The organism is Moraxella ovis, from assembly GCF_900453105.1.
In the GTDB taxonomy this organism is placed as follows: Bacteria; Pseudomonadota; Gammaproteobacteria; order Pseudomonadales; family Moraxellaceae; genus Moraxella; species Moraxella ovis.
In genome coordinates, this window is sequence record NZ_UGPW01000002.1 from 1 (window position 1) to 15624 (window position 15624).

Here is a 15624-nt window from a genome sequence, read left to right on the forward strand (position 1 = left end):
ACATCATGCCTTTTACGATTAAATTTTTTATATATTCCGATATATTTTTTCCGCCATTTTTTTTCAAAAGCTCATAGAAATCTTGATCAACTCTGACGGCTACAACTTTTGGTTTTTGCTGACATTTTAAAATTTCCTTGTTTACATGAAATTACCTTATTATAAACTTACAGCATAATTTCAACTATTTTGTAAACATACAAACAATGCAACTGTAAACACTCAAAAGCTTTTAATAGTAAGGCTTTGAAACTGCTTTAGCAAGTTGCGTGGTGTGTGGTTAGAAAATCGGCTCTCTGCAAGAGATTTTGTCCGTTTCTCATGCCCAATCTATATGCAATCACTTTACACATTTTTTTCCGAATTTTTAACGCGGATGATCCGACAGGCGATTTTTAAAAAAACACAAAAAAAGAGATAGCCCAGCAACAGGCACCAAGGCGACGCATTAGGGCGCGTTAGGGATTGCAGTGGAAATGACAAGCAAAGCCATTTTTAGAAAATCTTAGACTGTGGCGGTTGAGCGGTTAGCGAAAACGCCTCAGGCTTAGATTTTCTTAATGGGTTTGTACAGTCATTGGAGCGGAAAGCCCGACCCGAAGGGGAACGCCCAGAGAAATAAAGATCAGGAAATTTTGACGAAAACAAGAATATGTTGTAAAATCTATGGACAACCAAAAATAGGAATATCTTTATGAATCAGTTTAACCAAAACACCTTTAATAGTAGCCTTAATAACACCGCTGAGAATGCGCCACAATCAAACCAGATCGACGCCAGCACACCAAGCGAACCAAACACCATACCAAAAGAAAAAGAAGCGCTAACGCCAACCCAGCGCAAAATGCAAAAGCTCATGGAGCAGATGGAAAAACTGAAAGAGCAAGAAGCTGCCGAACGCCAAAAAGCGGCGGAAAAACAAGAAAAAGAAGTTTTGAAATTGCTGAAAAAATCAGGCTTTTTTAAATATAATACCAAGCAAATTGAAAAGGCATTACCCCAGATACTCCAATTGCTTGATAGCCAACGATAAAACGAAAAAGCCCATTAAAAATAATGGGCTTTTTAATTAGCATTTTAAATCAAATATCGTGATTCTCATGCCGTCTATATTGAAATAGCTGGCTAAAAAATTTACTTCATAGTTGCAATTTTTGTGGTAGGTTTCTTTGATGAAATTTCCATGCGTTCAAAGATGATGCTAATGCCTGCTTGGGTGATATGACCGAGGTCAAAATGTGAAAATTTTTCAAAGATTTCACAATTTAGCTGATGTTCATTCAGCAAATTATTTTTTTCTAAAATTTCAAAACAGATGCTAACATCATCAGAATAATCATTGGTTAAATCAAACATTTTTAGCATTCCTCATAGTTTATTTTTTGATTTATTTTTTGCCCATAAATTTTCATTAAATAATGTATTGCCGTCCAGCGTTCACCCTTAATTCTTAGATAGGGTTTACCACAATTCCAAGCTAATTTTAAACCCAATTTTTCAGCAATATCACCCGTTATATCTCGAATTTCATCATTAGTAACATGAAAAAAGCTAAAACAATGGTTTAGGGCGTTTGTTGAATTTCTAATGATGGCTAAAATTTTCATTTTTAAATCTCCGTCTTATTATCTTTAGTATCATTGCTAGGCACTAGCCTAGCAATGATTTTTTATTTTTAATAATATCTTGAGTAATAGTCCTCTTTGTAATTTCCTTTTTCATCTTTTAATTTTAAACTTGCACTACAACATGAATTAATATTAATTCTAGCAGAAATCACGCCATTTTGATTTTTGCTAATACTTACCTGTTTTTGAATAATTTCATCATCAATAAAATCATTTACGGAAGGCAGACAAGTGCCAGACATATTCGGATTTTCTTTTTGAAAAGATTTGGCAATTTCTTTAAGTAGCAGCGTTTTTTTGCCCTTAATCCTACTACTTGATAATAATCAACATTGGTTTGTTCATATCCCAAACGCATATAAAAACATCGCCAACATTTAAAACATCTTGAGCATTTTTCATTTGCTGTTTTTCAAGCTTTTTTGCGCTTGTCTTTCTTGTTTTCTTTGTACAATTTTCAAAACATTATTAGCCCAATTTTGAACAAATGCCGTCAAATCTTGTAAAGTTTTAAAGAAATATCGGAACGCTGGATTTTTCGCTTTATTGGGCAAAACCAACACCAATAACGCCATCATTAAATGATTTTAAAAAATCATCCCCGTTAAATTCGGTGAAATAATACGCCAATTGGCTATTATCGCCACATTGTGCCTTGCGGCTCTCAAAAATGCTTTGATACAATGATTTATTTTTGACAGTTGCCAAAAAATTATTAAACGCATTCATTGGATTTTGTGCAGCTTGGGCGATTGGATAAGTATTCATAATATTTACCTTGATTAGTTGAGTTTTTAATTTACCCGATTGGGCGTACCATCAAAAGGCTTGCATCCCCTTTTGATGTTTTATATTATATAATATAAAACAAGATAAAGCAAGCATTATTTGCAAAATTTTTCAGAAAAAAAAATTAAAAATTCGCCAAAATTCCTTGATTTTTTATAATATACATTATATAATATAAAACATATAGACGGCAAGGCAAAAAGGTGATATTATGTACATTGACGATAGTAAATTAAATTCTTACAGTCATGAAGAATTGGAGAAAAGAAAAATGGTAATTGATATTACAAAAGTTATTCATGATATGCAAATGGATAAACAACGATATGAAAATGAGCGGATGGAAAGACAAGCTCAATTAGATGCTGAGGCTGAGGAACGCAGGGTGAGAATTGCTAAAATGCAAGCTGAAATTGATGAAGTTATCAAGAAAACGAAACATCACCCGTCATCAGCTATCATTGTAGCGTCGATTGCTTGTTTTGGTAGTATTGTGGTCGCATTAATTGCGGCGGTTGCATTCTGGGCTAAGAAATCCAGTTTAACTCTAAATAAAACGCCGTCTATATCAATTTTAACTTGCAAAAGTTAAAATTGTTTGTATCATCTTTTTGGAGGAGCCAGCAGAGCCCCATAAAACTAGTGGCATCAATCCCCACAAGACCTGCAACAAAAAACCAAAACGCCCGCTTTTGCGTTTTGGTTTTTTGTTTGTACCATCTTCCCGTTTTCACCTGCGTCGCCCCGCCACGAATTAATTTTTTTGCTGTCAAGGGCAAAATCAACCCCTTGCCCTTTAGGGTGAAAAAAATTTTCAGGTGCTTTTTCTGAAAATTTTTTTCAGGGTTTATTTTGCCCTGCAAAAAATTAGAGTTGCGGATAAGGCGATGCAACGGTGGAAACGGTCAAGATGGTAGGTCTTGTGGGGATTGATGCCTTCCTCTTCCGCTTTTGCGTTAGGGATTGCAGTGGAAATGACAAGCAAAGCCATTTTTAGAAAATCTTAGACTGTGGCGGTTGAGCGGTTAGCGAAAACGCCCTCAGGCTTAGATTTTCTTAATGGGTTTGTGCAGTCATTGGAACGGAAAGCCCGACCCGAAGGGGAACGCCCAAAAAATAATTCAATACCATCACCAGCACACAACCAAAGCCATTAAAAATCAGCGCTCAATCAGCTTAGAACGCTTGCTTTTCGCTCGTAAAGGAATTTTGAAGGCTAGACTATACTCACGCTTACACGACGAAATACAGGCTTCTGTGTAGCCTAAACAACGCTCTTGATAACGGCTGATGATATCATCCACTTTATCAAAATCTTTGCTTTTGTTGCTGGCATCACGGCCTTTGGTGGCAAAGCATTCATTGAACAGGTGCTAGGGAAATTGATTTTCCAGATGCCTTTGGCAATTCGGGCCGCCAAAATCGCCGTCATGTCCAAGTGCTCCAATTGAGCAATTAGTTTGAGAGATTCAAACGCTGATTGCTGGCGCACTTTACGCACCAAGCCTGACAGATACGCCGCTTGCGAATATTGGTTCATTTCTTGATATTCTTGATCACTGATCAGCTGGCAATGTATCTGGGGAAGTTTGTTCGTAAACTCCATTTTAAAAATACCAAAAACGATTAACACATAAATATTAAATAAATAAATTTATTATAATATAACCAAATTTTAAAATCATACAAATTTTTTATTCTAACCGAAAAAACGCCGTATCGCTAGATACGGCGTTCTATCCTTTCATCCGAATCATCCCTTAGGCTGCTCGATGCCATAGTGCTTGTATAGCAGCGACAAAGCCAGCGCCGTGAACGGAGTATCATCCGCATCAATGGCGGCCAAAATATCTGCATCCGCTTCTACGGAGAAAATGACGATTTTTTTAATTAACCCTTCTTCATATTTTTTAATGGCTCGTCGGGTGTATTCTGGGGTAATGTTGCTCATGGTCTTTTCCTAATTTGACAAATAACAAGAGTAATGATAACATAATCACCAATCAAGATACTTGATTAGTTGAGAAATCCCCAAGTTGCATCCTTGGGGATTTTGTTTTTTAGCAATTATCAAACAAATAAATTTTTCCCTCAAGATGTTTTTTAAAGTGCGCTTGAATTGGATGATCCACGCCAATATCAATGCGTACAATCTGGCAATAGCCCTTACCTTCAAATCCTGCAAAATATCGCTCGATCCAGCGCTTGATTTGTGAGGCGCTCATTTTAGCAAGCTCTGTAGAGACAGATTTTCGAAGGCAGATATTAGAAAAACCCACAGATACCCTAGACAACTCATTGCAATATTTGAATGAAATTTTGATATAGTCTGCATCTAGGGTTGATGGTTTATATACTTGAACCAAGGTGCTGATTGCTGTAATTAATCGCTTCATGTGTATGCTCCATGCCATCTTTGGCCAGTACCTGCACCAAAGATGGGTTATTGTCCTTAATGAAATTCAATCGGTGAACTTGTAAAATTCACGGCTAAATTTACGGTAGCTGATGATTAAATCAGCATCTTGGCTGTCATACACCTGATTATACAGTTTTTCTAGCGCCCACAGTCTGGCATTGTGATATTTTTGACTGAGCAATACAGCATCTGATTGGTTGATGTGGTAAAAGGCACGACCCAAGGCAATGAATGAGCAGATAAAACCAAAGGTTTTGTTGTCCATCACGCCTTCGGCGTAGTTAAGGCGATTGGCACAGGTAAATAATTTGTCGTCCGCTGGATAGCAGAAAAACACCTTGCCATCATCCATTTCGGCAAATTCCCAATAGCCGCCCTTGTATTCTTCGTTAAGCATACCAGCGATTTCATACAAGCAGTGTTTAAACGCTACAGCGGCACGAGAACCCAAATGATCTGCTAAAAATTCTGAGCGGCCTTGTTCATTGGCAATGGCAATATCAGCCACAGGGAACAAAACAGGGTTTTGTGCGGTGGATACGCCAATAGAAAATTCTTTGGCTTCTTGTACGGTTAATTTGTTCATAACATTTACCTTGATTAGTTGAGTTTATATTTTGCCCAATTGGGCGTACCATCAAAAGGCTTGCATCCCCTTTTGATGTTTTATATTATATAATATAAACAAAAGCAAAGCAAGTTATATTTGCAATTTTTTTAATAGTTTAACTATTTTTGCCCACTGCTTGAGCGGTTTATCCACAGGCCGCCGCCCCCGCCGTGCGCCCCCATAACGCTGACGGCGAAGGGGCGGCGATAGACTGTGGATAATACCGCAATACAACGATATTTATTTTAGTAAATTTGCGTCGACGCAAATTTTATGGATGGGCTTTATCGTCCGCCAGTTGATAATGCTCTCTGAGCAGCTGGCGCATTAATGCACTAAAAACAACCGATTGATCATTTTGTATCGCTTGAATTAATGCTTGGTCTTTCACTTTATTAAAAACCACATTTTTTTGTTTGCGTGCTGGTTTCTTTGCTTGACTCATGATAACATCCTCATTGAAAATTTAATACATTATATAATATGTAATATATAAATTAAACCATATCCCAATATTTTTCTTTCATAGCATCAGTAATTTTAAAAATCATTGGTGCAAATTTGTAGTAATCATTTTTAGCATTTTTTGACTTGTATAATAATTGTTGGTTGCGAGGGATGTCTGCCAAGATGCCATTTACGATAGCTTGGCGTTCGTCTTCGCTCAATGATTCAAAAATCAAAATGGCTTTGTCTTGCTCTGCTTTGACTTTAGCAGCTTCTTCTGCCTCTTTTAATTTTTTATTCAATGCTGCTTTTTTGGCTTCGGCTGCTTCCTCCGCTTTTTTGGCGTCGGCTTCTGCTTTGGCTTTGCGCTTTTCGATGCGGTCACTATCCCAACCTTCATCCAAGGCTTTGTAATAGACGCCAGCAATGTTTTCAACGCTTTTGCCTTGCGCTTCGGATCGATCTAGATATTCATTGGCTCGCTCAACAATTGATCTAATTTGATCTTCGTTGTATTTGGTCAAATAGGATTTGATTTTTCTGACTGATAGCTCGATGCGCAAGCCGTCAAAGGCTGGGTGTTTTTCAGCAGCTGCGCTATGGCTATCGTCGCTGGTGGTTGCTGGTGCATCAGCATTGGTATTGCTACTAGGTGGATTGATATTTTGCTCACCAACAATCTGTTCAATTCTGATTGTAGGGCGACGGCCTTTTTTATATTTGGCGGTGAAAAACAGCCCCGTGACTTTTCTGCCCTGATTGATATAATGCACCTCCACTTCAATATCAGACAATTCATTACTGTTGATATTGGCAATTGGCTTGGTGATTGTCCATCGGTTTAGTTCTTTAAAAAGCGGATATTCATTTTTTTCCAATCCAATATATTCACGGTAGCTATCTATTGTCATCTGTGGGGTTTTGCCATAGCCAAGCATCTGACCCAAGCCCATGTAATCTAAGCACAATTTGTATATGATGGCTTCGTATTTGCCAGCGAATGAATTAAAGATATTCCAGTTGATCAACAAAAACATTTCTTTGGCATCTTTATCACCTTTGAGTACATTAAGCACAAAAGATGGCAGCATAAATCCAACTCGCGAACCCTTGATTTTCCATTCTGATAAAAAACCCGAGCCTTTGGAAGAGGGTTTGCCATCCTTTTCAAGGTAATTCAATATGATTGGTTCTTTTCGCAGTGATTCCAAATCCTGCTTTAAAAATTTTTTACTGATTTCATAACCCATCATTTTTTCAAGTTCAGATAGATGGATAAAATAAAATCCTTCGTCGTCAAACTCCAACACATCTTTTTCTAATGCGTCCTTGTAAGCCTTAAGAAATAAGAACCAGTATTTGTACTGATTGATGGTGATTGAGTGCTTGACATGCACCAATGCCTGAGCGGTTTTAATCTCATTTCTGGCAACTTTCGTGGTTTTTTGAGGCATGGCAATAAATCCATTTAGTTAATGACTGTGTTCATTTTATCAAAATAGTGTAGTTTGTCAAATTTTTTTCTACACCATTTATGTAGGAAATTTGATTTTGTTCTACACCTTACAAAATTTAGGGTAAATTTCTACATAATACCGCATTCAAAAATGATGCAGATTGGGGCGCCAAACAAGGGAAAATTAGGGGGGTAAATTTCTACACCATAGGGGGGGTAAATTTCTACACCATAGGGGGGTAAATTTCTACACCATAGGGGGGGTAAATTTCTACACCATAGGGGGGTAAATTTCTACACCATAGGGGGGTAAATTTCTACACCATAGGGGGGTAAATTTCTACACCCAAAAATGCTGTAAGTATTGAAAATAAAGGCTTTGCTCAGTGTCTAAATATAGCTTAAATTAGCTTAAATAAAATAGCTAGCTAATAGCTAAAAGCACATAGCTAGCTATTTTTTTATTTTTTGATTAATCTATTGACTAAATCAAGAAATTTTTGAGTTTGATGCTGATAATGGCTCTTGGACCATAGAGGGATAAAAAGATGTGATTTGTTTTTTTTTTGAAATGTGGGAAATATTCAAGTAGCGAATTTGCCACTTTTTAAGCAGTATAACGCATTTTAAAATCGGTCATGTAGGGTACATCATTTTTTCGTTTAAAATTGATTGTGTGCGATTTGGTGAAGAAATACGGCTATTTATTTTGTATATTTTAAAAGAGTGGGTTCATAACCCACTCTTTTTTGGCTAATCTTGGTTATTTTCAAGTTCTTTTTCGCTGTAACCAGCTGCAATTCTTTCTTTGAACCATTTTGGCGTTTTACCACGACCAGCCCAATATGCGCCAGTCACAGGGTCTTGATATTTTGGTTTTGTTTTACGCAGGTAGCCTTGTGCAGAAAATCCAACTAAATGCATTGCCTTGATTGGATCAATGCCGTTTGCTTTGCAGTAAGACAAAAATTCATCACGCATCCTAATTAAATCTGTTCGGATCTTCAGCTGGCGCACACGATTTAATTCTTGTTCGACAGTATCAAGATCTGACAGCGATAGATCATCCAATTTGAGCGCTTCCGCTTTCTTTTTTGCCATGTTTTCGCCATTTGTAATCTGATAAAAATATAATAATATCATAACATAGATTATTAAAAAATATGTTTTGAAAATATATTATTTTGAACAAAAAATTTGCAAAAAAATATTATATAATTATTATTATAATTATTAACTAATCACGGAGGTTGAAATGAGCGAATTACAGTTTTTGCAAGATTATACGATTGAGTTGTTGCAGTATGAACAATCTGAGCAGCTGATTAACGGCACTAAAGCGTTTTACTACATTGATAATTTGGTGACGCCAGCAGTGCAAAATATCGCCAATAAAATTGCGCCATACACCAGTAATCATCGCTTTAAGCGTAGCCCCATGCAAATAGAACTTGTATTTGATACACCACTGGTATCTGAAAATGTGTTTAGTATTTTTGTCAATAATGAGATGACCGAAATTGTATTTTATATGCATTCGCCAGCTGTGTATTCTGAAACCAAAACTTTAACAATCAATGATCCTACAGTTTTTAATGAACAAGATATTTGGCTTGAGTTTGTTAAAATGATGTCCGATCGCAGAGTATCGTTAGAACAAGAATTTGGCCTAGTACCAACACCCAAAGACGAGTAAAAAAACCACCTGCGGCGGTTTTTTTACTTTTGCGTCGGCGCAAATGCTTGAGCGGTTTATCCACAGGCCGCCGCCCCCGCCGTGCGCCCCCATAACGCTGACGGCGAAGGGGCGGCGATAGACTGTGGATAATACCGCAATACAACCATATTTATTTGAATGAATTTGCGCAATAAATATTTTTTGGAAAATATTTTTATATATTAAAAAAATATTTATTGAAAATATTTTTTTAATATATTATGATAACTCCATCACTAAGAAAGATGGGGATGTTTTGTGACCAGAAGAAACTATTTAATGGGGTCTATGACAGAAAGCGAGCTATCAAGATTGTTGAAAAGAACTCGCATTCAAGAAAGAGGCCGCAACATTGCTTATGATGTTTTGGTGGCTGGCATGGATGTATCCAGTGCAGCAAAAAATCATCAAGTCAGTGAACAATGGGTATTAAATCTTTGCAATCGCATCAAAGACTTAAAAAATAATTCAAACTCAATTAAAATATCTGTTACTCTACCTGCTTCGATCGCTCCACAAGCTAAACAAATGCTACTTGGATTGAAAGAAGTGTATGAATTGGGGCAAACGGCAGCAAGTGAGGATAGCGAATGAAAACATTAGTAGTAGCCAATCAAAAAGGCGGTGTTGGCAAAACCACAATAGCGGTACATATTGCGTTATTAGCTGTACAAATGGGCAAAAAAACACTATATATTGATTTGGATGTACAAGCCAATTCATCTGAATTTTTGAAAAATGGCCATACAGAGTTATTGCTGAATGCATCAGATTTATTCAAATCTGATCAGAATTTTGAATTTGCGTCGGCGCAATTTGTGGTGTTTAGTGCAGATAATGAGCTGGCCAATTCGGATTTCAATTTAGAATATTGGGCGGCAAACATCAAAAAAATTGAATCAGAATTTGATTTTTGCGTGATTGATACGCCGCCAACCTTGGGATTGTCGCAAGTGGCGCCAATTGTGATTGCCAATTATGTGCTATCACCGATTGAATTAAGTCCATTTTCTGTTCAAGGCGCTGCCAATTTATTGACGACATTAACCAACTTGCAAGCCAAGTTTAATCCCAATCTGAAATTTTTGGGCTTGATTCCATCACGGGTTAATGCTAATAATAACCGCCAGTTAGAGATTTTGGCGCAGATGAAGCAGCAATATGGCCAATTGATGTATCCTGAAGATATGTTCATTCCAGAGCGTCAAGCGTTTGTTGATTCTGTGTATTTGCAGATACCTGTTTGGCAAATCAAAGAACATGCAGCCAAAAAAGTAACCACAAAAGTACGCCCAATATTCACAGATATTATCAATCGGGCAATGCATTAGGAGGGTGTTTTGATGAATGACAAATTAGCAAGTTTGAATTTAGGTGGTTTATTAAATAAACCCGTGATTGGTCAAGTCAGTGAAATTGATATTTCATTGATTGCCGAAGACAGCTTGAATGCTCGCCGTGAATTTCATGATGACACTTTGCATGAGTTGGCGCAGAGCATCAAAGAGCACGGCGTTATCTCGCCAATTTCGCTCAGAGCCAATCCACTCAAGGATGGTTATTATATTATCAATCATGGCCACCGCCGCTTTAGAGCAGCGCAGTTGGCTGAAAAAACCACCATTCCTGCATTTTTGGATAATGAGATTGATGTTTTTGGTCGCTTTATTGAAAACATCCAAAGAGAAGATTTGTCGCCACTGGATATTGCCAACCAGCTCAATACTTTTGTGCAAGATGGCATGGCAGGTAAGGATATTGCCGAAAAACTGGGTAAAAGCGATAGCTGGGTATCAAGACACTTAGGCTTACTATCTGCACCAATCACCATCAAAAAATCGCTTGAAAGCGGTAAAATTAAGTCTGTTGAAGCTGCTAAAACTTTGGCAAGCCTAAGCAATGATCACCCTGTTGAAGTCGAAGACTTTTTAGCATCAGCAACTACGGAAATCACGCAAAAACAAGTTCGTGAGCTATCCAAAGAGCTTAAGGGCGAAAAAGAGTATCCGCCTGTGGCTGATGTGACTTTGGCAAATGACGAAGAGCAATTGGATGATGATTTTGAATTAATGATTGAACCTATGGTGGAAAATGAGCAAGATAGCGCTGCCATTTCGCCAGTACCAGTAGTTTATGCATCCAAAGAGGTGTTGATTATCGAGCTGATCGAGGCTGCTAGACTTAACCAGCAGCAAAAAGAGCGATTGCTGGATGAATTAAGCGACGAACAGCGCTTTGATAAATCGTTTGATTCACTCAGATTTTATCTTGAGCAGCTTGATTTGGATATTTAAGCATAAAAACACCAATAACCCTGTTCAACAGGGTTATTTTTTTTGCGTTTTTGATAAAAAATATTTTTATTTTAATATTTTAAATTAAATAATAAACATATATATATATATATATATATATGTTTAAAAAAAGTTTGTTGCTTTATATTGCATTTTTGTTAAAATTGAAATAAGATAGCATTAGGGCATTAATTGTATTTTTAAGTGTATTTCGTGCTATGAAAATTAAATATGCGTTTTTTGCACTGGTGCTGACGCTGGGCATGGTGATAGGAAGTCAAGCAAAAGCGGCGTGTTGGAATGAAGCTGGTGCCAAGTACGGCATTGACCCCTTGCTCTTGATGGCTATAGGCTGGAAGGAATCACGAGGCAATCCTAATGCGGTTGGACCGCCTCTCAAAGATGGTAATGTGGCATTGGGATTGATGCAAATTAATACAATTCATCTGCCGAATTTACGCCGCCACGGTATCAACAGAAGCGATCTTTTTAACCCTTGTATTAGCGTTCATGTTGGTGCATCTGTGTTACGGGATTGTATCAATAAATTTGGTGAGATATGGAGAGCGGTCGGGTGTTATTACGGTGGGCCGCATTCTAAAGCATATAACGCAATGGCTGGATACTCTAAAGATGTGCAAGGATATTATGCCAGCTATGTAAAAATGTTCCGTCCACAAGCGCCGCAAAATGCAGTAAGCCAACCAATAACAGGAGTCAGCTATGCGCCACAAATTATCCATCCAAACAAAGTTGATATTAGCAATCTTGAGCTTGTGTTGTTTAGCGATTAGCGGTTGCCAATCTCAGCCAAAAGATGTGATGTGGCGCTACAATCCAGCTGAGCAATCGCTGAATGCGCCGATGCCGTTTAGTGCTTATGTGTATGTCACACAGCAGGTTCAAGATGACCAACTCAATTATGTGACCTGTAATCCTAATTTGTGTCCAGCATGGGGGCGCAAAACATTAATTGCAGAATAATGCGTATTAGCCTTGGTGCGCATTGAAAAAAAACTCAAGGTAATTTGGAGTGTTTTTCAGATTGTATTTATTATAAGGAGTGAGTTATGAATACTTATCTATCTGAAACCAGCTTAGAGCAAACCAAAAAACAAGCCGTGCTACTGTGGGAGCGCAACAAAAGCGCAATCATCACAGCAGCAGTAATTTTGGCGGTTGTCTGCCTATCAGTTGATCTGGCTGAAGCTGCCCGTACAACGGACGAATTTTCTGGTACTGCTACTAAGTTTGAAAACTGGATCAAGGGCAATTTGGGTAAAACCATTGCATTTGTTTCATTGATCATTGGCGCTGGTATTGCTGCATTCAAAAAAGATGGTATGGCGTTGGTATTCGCTCTATTCATCTCAATTGGTATCGGCGTTATCGTTGGTCTAATCAACGCTACTTTCACCGCCGTGATCTAATCATTTGCGTCGACGCAAATAGGGTTGATACTCATGCAGAATGATAGTCACACTATACCAACGAGGCTTGATGACAAGCCGAAGTTTTTATTTTTTGATTATGATGTTGCTATTGTTGCACTCATTCCTTGTGCAATCGGCATTTCGATGAATCAATTTTTTGGATTGGTTGGGTTGTTTGTTGGTTGCATTTTGGCAGTTGGGTATAAAAGCTTCAAGGCTGGCAAACATGCAGGGGTATTAACCCACTTAATTTTTTGGAAGACGGGTACGCCTGCGCCTTCGGCCATGCCCAAGTCACATCAGCGAAATTTTTTGGGTTGAAGTATGAATTTGGATGCTGGAAAAAAGACAATTGCTGAAGTTAAAGGCGCCAACAGATTCTTCAAAACGCTGTTGGTGATTTTTGGTATCAGTAATTGTGTGTTGGTAGCCATGCTGCTGTGGGTATTGATGCGTGATAATGTCATCATTACACCGCCAGTCATCACCAATAAATATGAAATTGGTAACTCGCAAATTGGTGATAAATATCTGGTAGATATGGCTGAATATGTGATTACAACGCTCCGAACCGTCAATAAAGACAATGTAGATTACAACAACGGTATCATCCTTAAGATGGTGGACGCTGAGAGTTTGCCGCAATTGCGCAAAAATCTTGATGCGCAAGCAAGCAGAATCAAGCGTGAGGATATTATGACGGTATGGTCTGGCTCTATTGCTGAGCCGCAGATCGTCAATAAAAACACTGTAGTTTTAAGCGGTAAACTCAAAACCTATTATTCAGATAAATTGGTTTCTGATGACATTAAAGATTATCGCATTGAATTTGGAACAACTGGAGTAGGAAGAATCTATGTTAAAAAAGTTGAAGAAGTTAAGCCTGAGTTTGCCTCTGCTGGCGCTAATTAGTATTGAGGCGCAGGCCAAAAGTGAAGTTGTGAATGCAGATAGATTTACCGCAGAAGTCGCAATTTCACGGTATGAACAAAACTTGATCGAGATCCAAGGCCGCCGCATCAGCTCAGTAATCCCGTCGATTGCTGGGGCTTTGTCATATCATCAGGATCAAGAAAACGGCGTACTGTATTTCACTTTGGCCAATGAACAACACATGGGGCCAATCTCAATGTTTGTCAATGATGATCATGGTGGGCGTTACAGATTAATCCTTGTGCCATCGCATCAAACATCACAAGAAATTATCATTGTACCTAAGGATCGAGCGGCTGAATCAGCTAAAAATTCAACCGTGCGAACCAATGAATCGCATATTGCCATGATTAAAAAAATGATGACGGAAATGGCGAAGGTCAGCAACGGCGCCCAAATATCAGATGATATTCAAATGAGCCGAGTGGATGAGGTGATCCCACTATGGCAAGAAGCAAAACTAACGCTAGTTAATAGATATGATAGCGAAGAATTGGTGGGCGAAGAATACCAAATTACCAATGTCACTAAAGTGCTTTTACAGCTGCGTGAGCAAGAGTTTTACCGCAATAATGTATATGCTGTAAGTGTATCCAAACTATCGCTTGAGCCTAATGATACTGCATTTGTTTATGTTGTAAGAGGTAAGGAGTCACAATGAGCGCTGTAGATAAAAATGATGAGCGCCGAAAAAAGCAGATGATCTTAGCTGGCGCTGCTGGTTCTTTGATTTTAATTGTCGGTGTTGGCAGTGTGTTCATGATGGATAGCGGCACCGAAGAAGAAGCAGTGGAAGTACAAACCGTTGAATTGCAACCTGTCGGCAGCATCGAAAATGAAGATGCTTGGCGCCGTAGTGTTGCAGAAGAGGATGGGATGCGCCAAATGCAAATGGAAGAGCTGCAACAAGAGCTGGATGCCAGCCGTGAAAACAATGCTGCCATTATTGAGCAGATGAACAATTTGAATGCACAAATCGCAGAGCTGCAAAGTCGCCCAACTCAGGAAGTTGTGCGTGAAGTGCGTGTGACAACGCCAGCGCCATCTGTCAGCTACACACCACCAGCGAATTATCCAGCACCAGCAGTATCAACACCAGTTGCCTCAAACCCTGTATTGCCTTCACCAACGGGCAATCTAGATGTGTTGAACTCATCACCTGCATATGGTGCGCCAGTTGCTCAAACGCCAAAAGAGCCTCGTAAACTTGAGATTATTACTTTTGAATCTCGTGGCGGCAGCAAAAATAATAGCAATGAAGACAATACATTAATCCCAACTACTTCATTTGTGGCGGCGACACTGCTTAATGGTGCAGATGCGCCAACAGGTGGACAGGCACAAAGTAACCCTTTGCCAATTGTGCTTCAGGTTAAAAATCCAGCAAATTTGCCAAATGGCCATAAAGCTAATATCAAAAACTGTCGATTCTTGGCAGCTGCTTGGGGTGATTTGTCTTCTGAGCGTATGTTTGCCCGTATCGAAACGCTGTCTTGCGTCATCAATGGCAAATCGTATGAGATGCCAGCCAAAGGATATATTGTTGGCGAAGATGGCAAAACAGGCATGAGAGGCCGTTTGGTCAGCAAGAAAGGTAAATTGCTTGGCTTGTCGTTCTTATCAGGCGTTGTTGGTGCTACAGGTTCTGTGGCCTCATCTATTGGATCAACCACAACCGCAATTGGTGGTTTGAGTACCAGTACTGTTAGTGGTTCAGATGCCGCTAGAGCGGCGCTAGGCGGTGGTGTGAGCGAAGGTTCTAATACGCTGGCTGAATATTACAGGGAGCAAGCAGAGCGTCTATTTGATGTGATTGAAATTGATGCTGGCCGTGCGCCAGAAGTGCTAATTACAAGCCCAATCGCATTCCCTGCTGGCGTAACGCTGAAAAAATAGAG

23 protein-coding genes are annotated in these 15624 nt (G+C 38.8%); 12 read left to right on the top strand and 11 right to left on the bottom strand.

Annotation, left to right across the window (positions count from 1 at the left end; translation table 11 throughout):
• Positions 1 to 694 precede the first annotated feature (694 nt).
• On the top strand, positions 695 to 1033 hold the full coding sequence (locus DYD54_RS10910; protein WP_063515070.1) for a hypothetical protein: 339 nt from the start codon (positions 695 to 697) through the stop codon (positions 1031 to 1033).
• A 101-nt stretch (positions 1034 to 1134) separates the two neighbouring features.
• Here DYD54_RS10910 and DYD54_RS10915 read toward each other — a convergent pair whose 3' ends face one another.
• The 4 genes from DYD54_RS10915 to DYD54_RS10925 all read right to left on the bottom strand — a co-directional run bounded on the left by DYD54_RS10915 (position 1135) and on the right by DYD54_RS10925 (position 2396).
• Positions 1135 to 1356, bottom strand: coding sequence for a hypothetical protein (locus tag DYD54_RS10915; RefSeq protein ID WP_147285098.1), 222 nt, complete (start codon positions 1354 to 1356; stop codon positions 1135 to 1137).
• A 2-nt stretch (positions 1357 to 1358) separates the two neighbouring features.
• Complete coding sequence (locus tag DYD54_RS10920) at positions 1359 to 1607, bottom strand: hypothetical protein (RefSeq protein ID WP_063515068.1); 249 nt, start codon at positions 1605 to 1607, stop codon at positions 1359 to 1361.
• A gap of 68 nt (positions 1608 to 1675) precedes the next feature.
• Positions 1676 to 1870: a hypothetical protein gene (locus DYD54_RS11315; RefSeq protein WP_147285099.1), complete on the bottom strand. Its 195-nt coding sequence runs from the start codon at positions 1868 to 1870 to the stop codon at positions 1676 to 1678.
• Positions 1871 to 2171: 301 nt separating this feature from the next.
• On the bottom strand, positions 2172 to 2396 hold the full coding sequence (locus DYD54_RS10925; protein ID WP_115265781.1) for a hypothetical protein: 225 nt from the start codon (positions 2394 to 2396) through the stop codon (positions 2172 to 2174).
• A gap of 232 nt (positions 2397 to 2628) precedes the next feature.
• On the opposite strand from DYD54_RS10925, the gene DYD54_RS10930 reads away from it, so the two are divergent.
• Positions 2629 to 3009 carry a hypothetical protein gene (locus DYD54_RS10930; protein ID WP_115265782.1) on the top strand — a complete coding sequence of 127 codons (381 nt, stop codon included), beginning with the start codon at positions 2629 to 2631 and terminating at the stop codon, positions 3007 to 3009.
• Positions 3010 to 3681: 672 nt separating this feature from the next.
• Here DYD54_RS10930 and DYD54_RS10945 read toward each other — a convergent pair.
• The 7 genes from DYD54_RS10945 to DYD54_RS10970 form a co-directional block, all read right to left on the bottom strand.
• On the bottom strand, positions 3682 to 4023 hold the full coding sequence (locus tag DYD54_RS10945; RefSeq protein WP_115265785.1) for a hypothetical protein: 342 nt from the start codon (positions 4021 to 4023) through the stop codon (positions 3682 to 3684).
• Positions 4024 to 4170: 147 nt separating this feature from the next.
• Positions 4171 to 4368: a hypothetical protein gene (locus DYD54_RS10950; protein ID WP_063515064.1), complete on the bottom strand. Its 198-nt coding sequence runs from the start codon at positions 4366 to 4368 to the stop codon at positions 4171 to 4173.
• 109 nt (positions 4369 to 4477) lie between these two features.
• The gene (locus DYD54_RS10955; protein WP_063515063.1) at positions 4478 to 4813 is read right to left on the bottom strand and encodes a hypothetical protein; all 336 of its coding nucleotides are present in this window, start codon (positions 4811 to 4813) and stop codon (positions 4478 to 4480) included.
• 66 nt (positions 4814 to 4879) lie between these two features.
• The gene (locus DYD54_RS10960; protein ID WP_063515062.1) at positions 4880 to 5422 is read right to left on the bottom strand and encodes an antirestriction protein; all 543 of its coding nucleotides are present in this window, start codon (positions 5420 to 5422) and stop codon (positions 4880 to 4882) included.
• Positions 5423 to 5717: 295 nt separating this feature from the next.
• Positions 5718 to 5891 (bottom strand): hypothetical protein, encoded by a 174-nt coding sequence (locus DYD54_RS11495; RefSeq protein WP_157079200.1) that lies wholly within the window; start codon positions 5889 to 5891, stop codon positions 5718 to 5720.
• Between the two features lie 52 nt (positions 5892 to 5943).
• Positions 5944 to 7347 carry a replication initiation protein gene (locus DYD54_RS10965; protein ID WP_063515061.1) on the bottom strand — a complete coding sequence of 468 codons (1404 nt, stop codon included), beginning with the start codon at positions 7345 to 7347 and terminating at the stop codon, positions 5944 to 5946.
• A 755-nt stretch (positions 7348 to 8102) separates the two neighbouring features.
• Positions 8103 to 8450 (bottom strand): H-NS family nucleoid-associated regulatory protein, encoded by a 348-nt coding sequence (locus DYD54_RS10970; RefSeq protein ID WP_063515104.1) that lies wholly within the window; start codon positions 8448 to 8450, stop codon positions 8103 to 8105.
• Between the two features lie 154 nt (positions 8451 to 8604).
• On the opposite strand from DYD54_RS10970, the gene DYD54_RS10975 reads away from it, so the two are divergent.
• The 10 genes from DYD54_RS10975 to DYD54_RS11020 all read left to right on the top strand — a co-directional run bounded on the left by DYD54_RS10975 (position 8605) and on the right by DYD54_RS11020 (position 15622).
• Positions 8605 to 9045, top strand: a complete 441-nt coding sequence (locus DYD54_RS10975) for a hypothetical protein (protein ID WP_063515103.1) — start codon at positions 8605 to 8607, stop codon at positions 9043 to 9045.
• Positions 9046 to 9354: 309 nt separating this feature from the next.
• Entirely contained in the window at positions 9355 to 9660 is a 306-nt protein-coding gene (locus DYD54_RS10980; RefSeq protein ID WP_063515102.1) for a hypothetical protein, read from the top strand.
• Entirely contained in the window at positions 9657 to 10397 is a 741-nt protein-coding gene (locus tag DYD54_RS10985) for a ParA family protein (protein WP_063515101.1), read from the top strand. The genes DYD54_RS10980 and DYD54_RS10985 overlap by 4 nt, the downstream gene beginning before the upstream one ends.
• 12 nt (positions 10398 to 10409) lie before the next feature.
• Entirely contained in the window at positions 10410 to 11360 is a 951-nt protein-coding gene (locus tag DYD54_RS10990; RefSeq protein WP_063515100.1) for a ParB/RepB/Spo0J family partition protein, read from the top strand.
• A 218-nt stretch (positions 11361 to 11578) separates the two neighbouring features.
• Entirely contained in the window at positions 11579 to 12154 is a 576-nt protein-coding gene (locus tag DYD54_RS10995) for a lytic transglycosylase domain-containing protein (protein WP_084260758.1), read from the top strand.
• Between the two features lie 276 nt (positions 12155 to 12430).
• On the top strand, positions 12431 to 12790 hold the full coding sequence (locus DYD54_RS11000) for a TrbC/VirB2 family protein (protein WP_084260757.1): 360 nt from the start codon (positions 12431 to 12433) through the stop codon (positions 12788 to 12790).
• Between the two features lie 33 nt (positions 12791 to 12823).
• A complete protein-coding gene (gene traL / locus DYD54_RS11005) occupies positions 12824 to 13114 on the top strand; it encodes a type IV conjugative transfer system protein TraL (protein ID WP_063515099.1) in 291 nt (96 codons plus the stop codon).
• Between the two features lie 3 nt (positions 13115 to 13117).
• Complete coding sequence (locus DYD54_RS11010) at positions 13118 to 13705, top strand: TraE/TraK family type IV conjugative transfer system protein (protein ID WP_063515098.1); 588 nt, start codon at positions 13118 to 13120, stop codon at positions 13703 to 13705.
• Positions 13650 to 14387 carry a TraK domain-containing protein gene (locus DYD54_RS11015; RefSeq protein WP_063515097.1) on the top strand — a complete coding sequence of 246 codons (738 nt, stop codon included), beginning with the start codon at positions 13650 to 13652 and terminating at the stop codon, positions 14385 to 14387. Before DYD54_RS11010 ends, DYD54_RS11015 begins: the two co-directional genes overlap by 56 nt.
• Entirely contained in the window at positions 14384 to 15622 is a 1239-nt protein-coding gene (locus tag DYD54_RS11020; protein WP_063515096.1) for a TraB/TrbI/VirB10 family type IV secretion system protein, read from the top strand. Before DYD54_RS11015 ends, DYD54_RS11020 begins: the two co-directional genes overlap by 4 nt.
• Positions 15623 to 15624 lie beyond the last annotated feature (2 nt).

Bases quoted from the DNA above. Each gene is read 5' to 3' on its own strand.
- DYD54_RS10915 (WP_147285098.1), bottom strand. From the start codon at position 1,356: ATGTTTGATTTAACCAATGATTATTCTGATGATGTTAGCATCTGTTTT.
- DYD54_RS10930 (WP_115265782.1), top strand. From the start codon at position 2,629: ATGTACATTGACGATAGTAAATTAAATTCTTACAGTCATGAAGAATTG.
- DYD54_RS11020 (WP_063515096.1), top strand. From the start codon at position 14,384: ATGAGCGCTGTAGATAAAAATGATGAGCGCCGAAAAAAGCAGATGATC.
- DYD54_RS11015 (WP_063515097.1), top strand. From the start codon at position 13,650: ATGTTAAAAAAGTTGAAGAAGTTAAGCCTGAGTTTGCCTCTGCTGGCG.
- DYD54_RS10945 (WP_115265785.1), bottom strand. From the start codon at position 4,023: ATGGAGTTTACGAACAAACTTCCCCAGATACATTGCCAGCTGATCAGT.
- DYD54_RS10995 (WP_084260758.1), top strand. From the start codon at position 11,579: ATGAAAATTAAATATGCGTTTTTTGCACTGGTGCTGACGCTGGGCATG.
- DYD54_RS11495 (WP_157079200.1), bottom strand. From the start codon at position 5,891: ATGAGTCAAGCAAAGAAACCAGCACGCAAACAAAAAAATGTGGTTTTT.
- DYD54_RS10910 (WP_063515070.1), top strand. From the start codon at position 695: ATGAATCAGTTTAACCAAAACACCTTTAATAGTAGCCTTAATAACACC.
- DYD54_RS10970 (WP_063515104.1), bottom strand. From the start codon at position 8,450: ATGGCAAAAAAGAAAGCGGAAGCGCTCAAATTGGATGATCTATCGCTG.
- traL (WP_063515099.1), top strand. From the start codon at position 12,824: ATGCAGAATGATAGTCACACTATACCAACGAGGCTTGATGACAAGCCG.
- DYD54_RS10975 (WP_063515103.1), top strand. From the start codon at position 8,605: ATGAGCGAATTACAGTTTTTGCAAGATTATACGATTGAGTTGTTGCAG.
- DYD54_RS10980 (WP_063515102.1), top strand. From the start codon at position 9,355: ATGACAGAAAGCGAGCTATCAAGATTGTTGAAAAGAACTCGCATTCAA.
- DYD54_RS10950 (WP_063515064.1), bottom strand. From the start codon at position 4,368: ATGAGCAACATTACCCCAGAATACACCCGACGAGCCATTAAAAAATAT.
- DYD54_RS10920 (WP_063515068.1), bottom strand. From the start codon at position 1,607: ATGAAAATTTTAGCCATCATTAGAAATTCAACAAACGCCCTAAACCAT.
- DYD54_RS11010 (WP_063515098.1), top strand. From the start codon at position 13,118: ATGAATTTGGATGCTGGAAAAAAGACAATTGCTGAAGTTAAAGGCGCC.
- DYD54_RS11000 (WP_084260757.1), top strand. From the start codon at position 12,431: ATGAATACTTATCTATCTGAAACCAGCTTAGAGCAAACCAAAAAACAA.
- DYD54_RS10955 (WP_063515063.1), bottom strand. From the start codon at position 4,813: ATGAAGCGATTAATTACAGCAATCAGCACCTTGGTTCAAGTATATAAA.
- DYD54_RS10990 (WP_063515100.1), top strand. From the start codon at position 10,410: ATGAATGACAAATTAGCAAGTTTGAATTTAGGTGGTTTATTAAATAAA.
- DYD54_RS10925 (WP_115265781.1), bottom strand. From the start codon at position 2,396: ATGAATACTTATCCAATCGCCCAAGCTGCACAAAATCCAATGAATGCG.
- DYD54_RS10965 (WP_063515061.1), bottom strand. From the start codon at position 7,347: ATGCCTCAAAAAACCACGAAAGTTGCCAGAAATGAGATTAAAACCGCT.
- DYD54_RS11315 (WP_147285099.1), bottom strand. From the start codon at position 1,870: ATGTCTGGCACTTGTCTGCCTTCCGTAAATGATTTTATTGATGATGAA.
- DYD54_RS10960 (WP_063515062.1), bottom strand. From the start codon at position 5,422: ATGAACAAATTAACCGTACAAGAAGCCAAAGAATTTTCTATTGGCGTA.
- DYD54_RS10985 (WP_063515101.1), top strand. From the start codon at position 9,657: ATGAAAACATTAGTAGTAGCCAATCAAAAAGGCGGTGTTGGCAAAACC.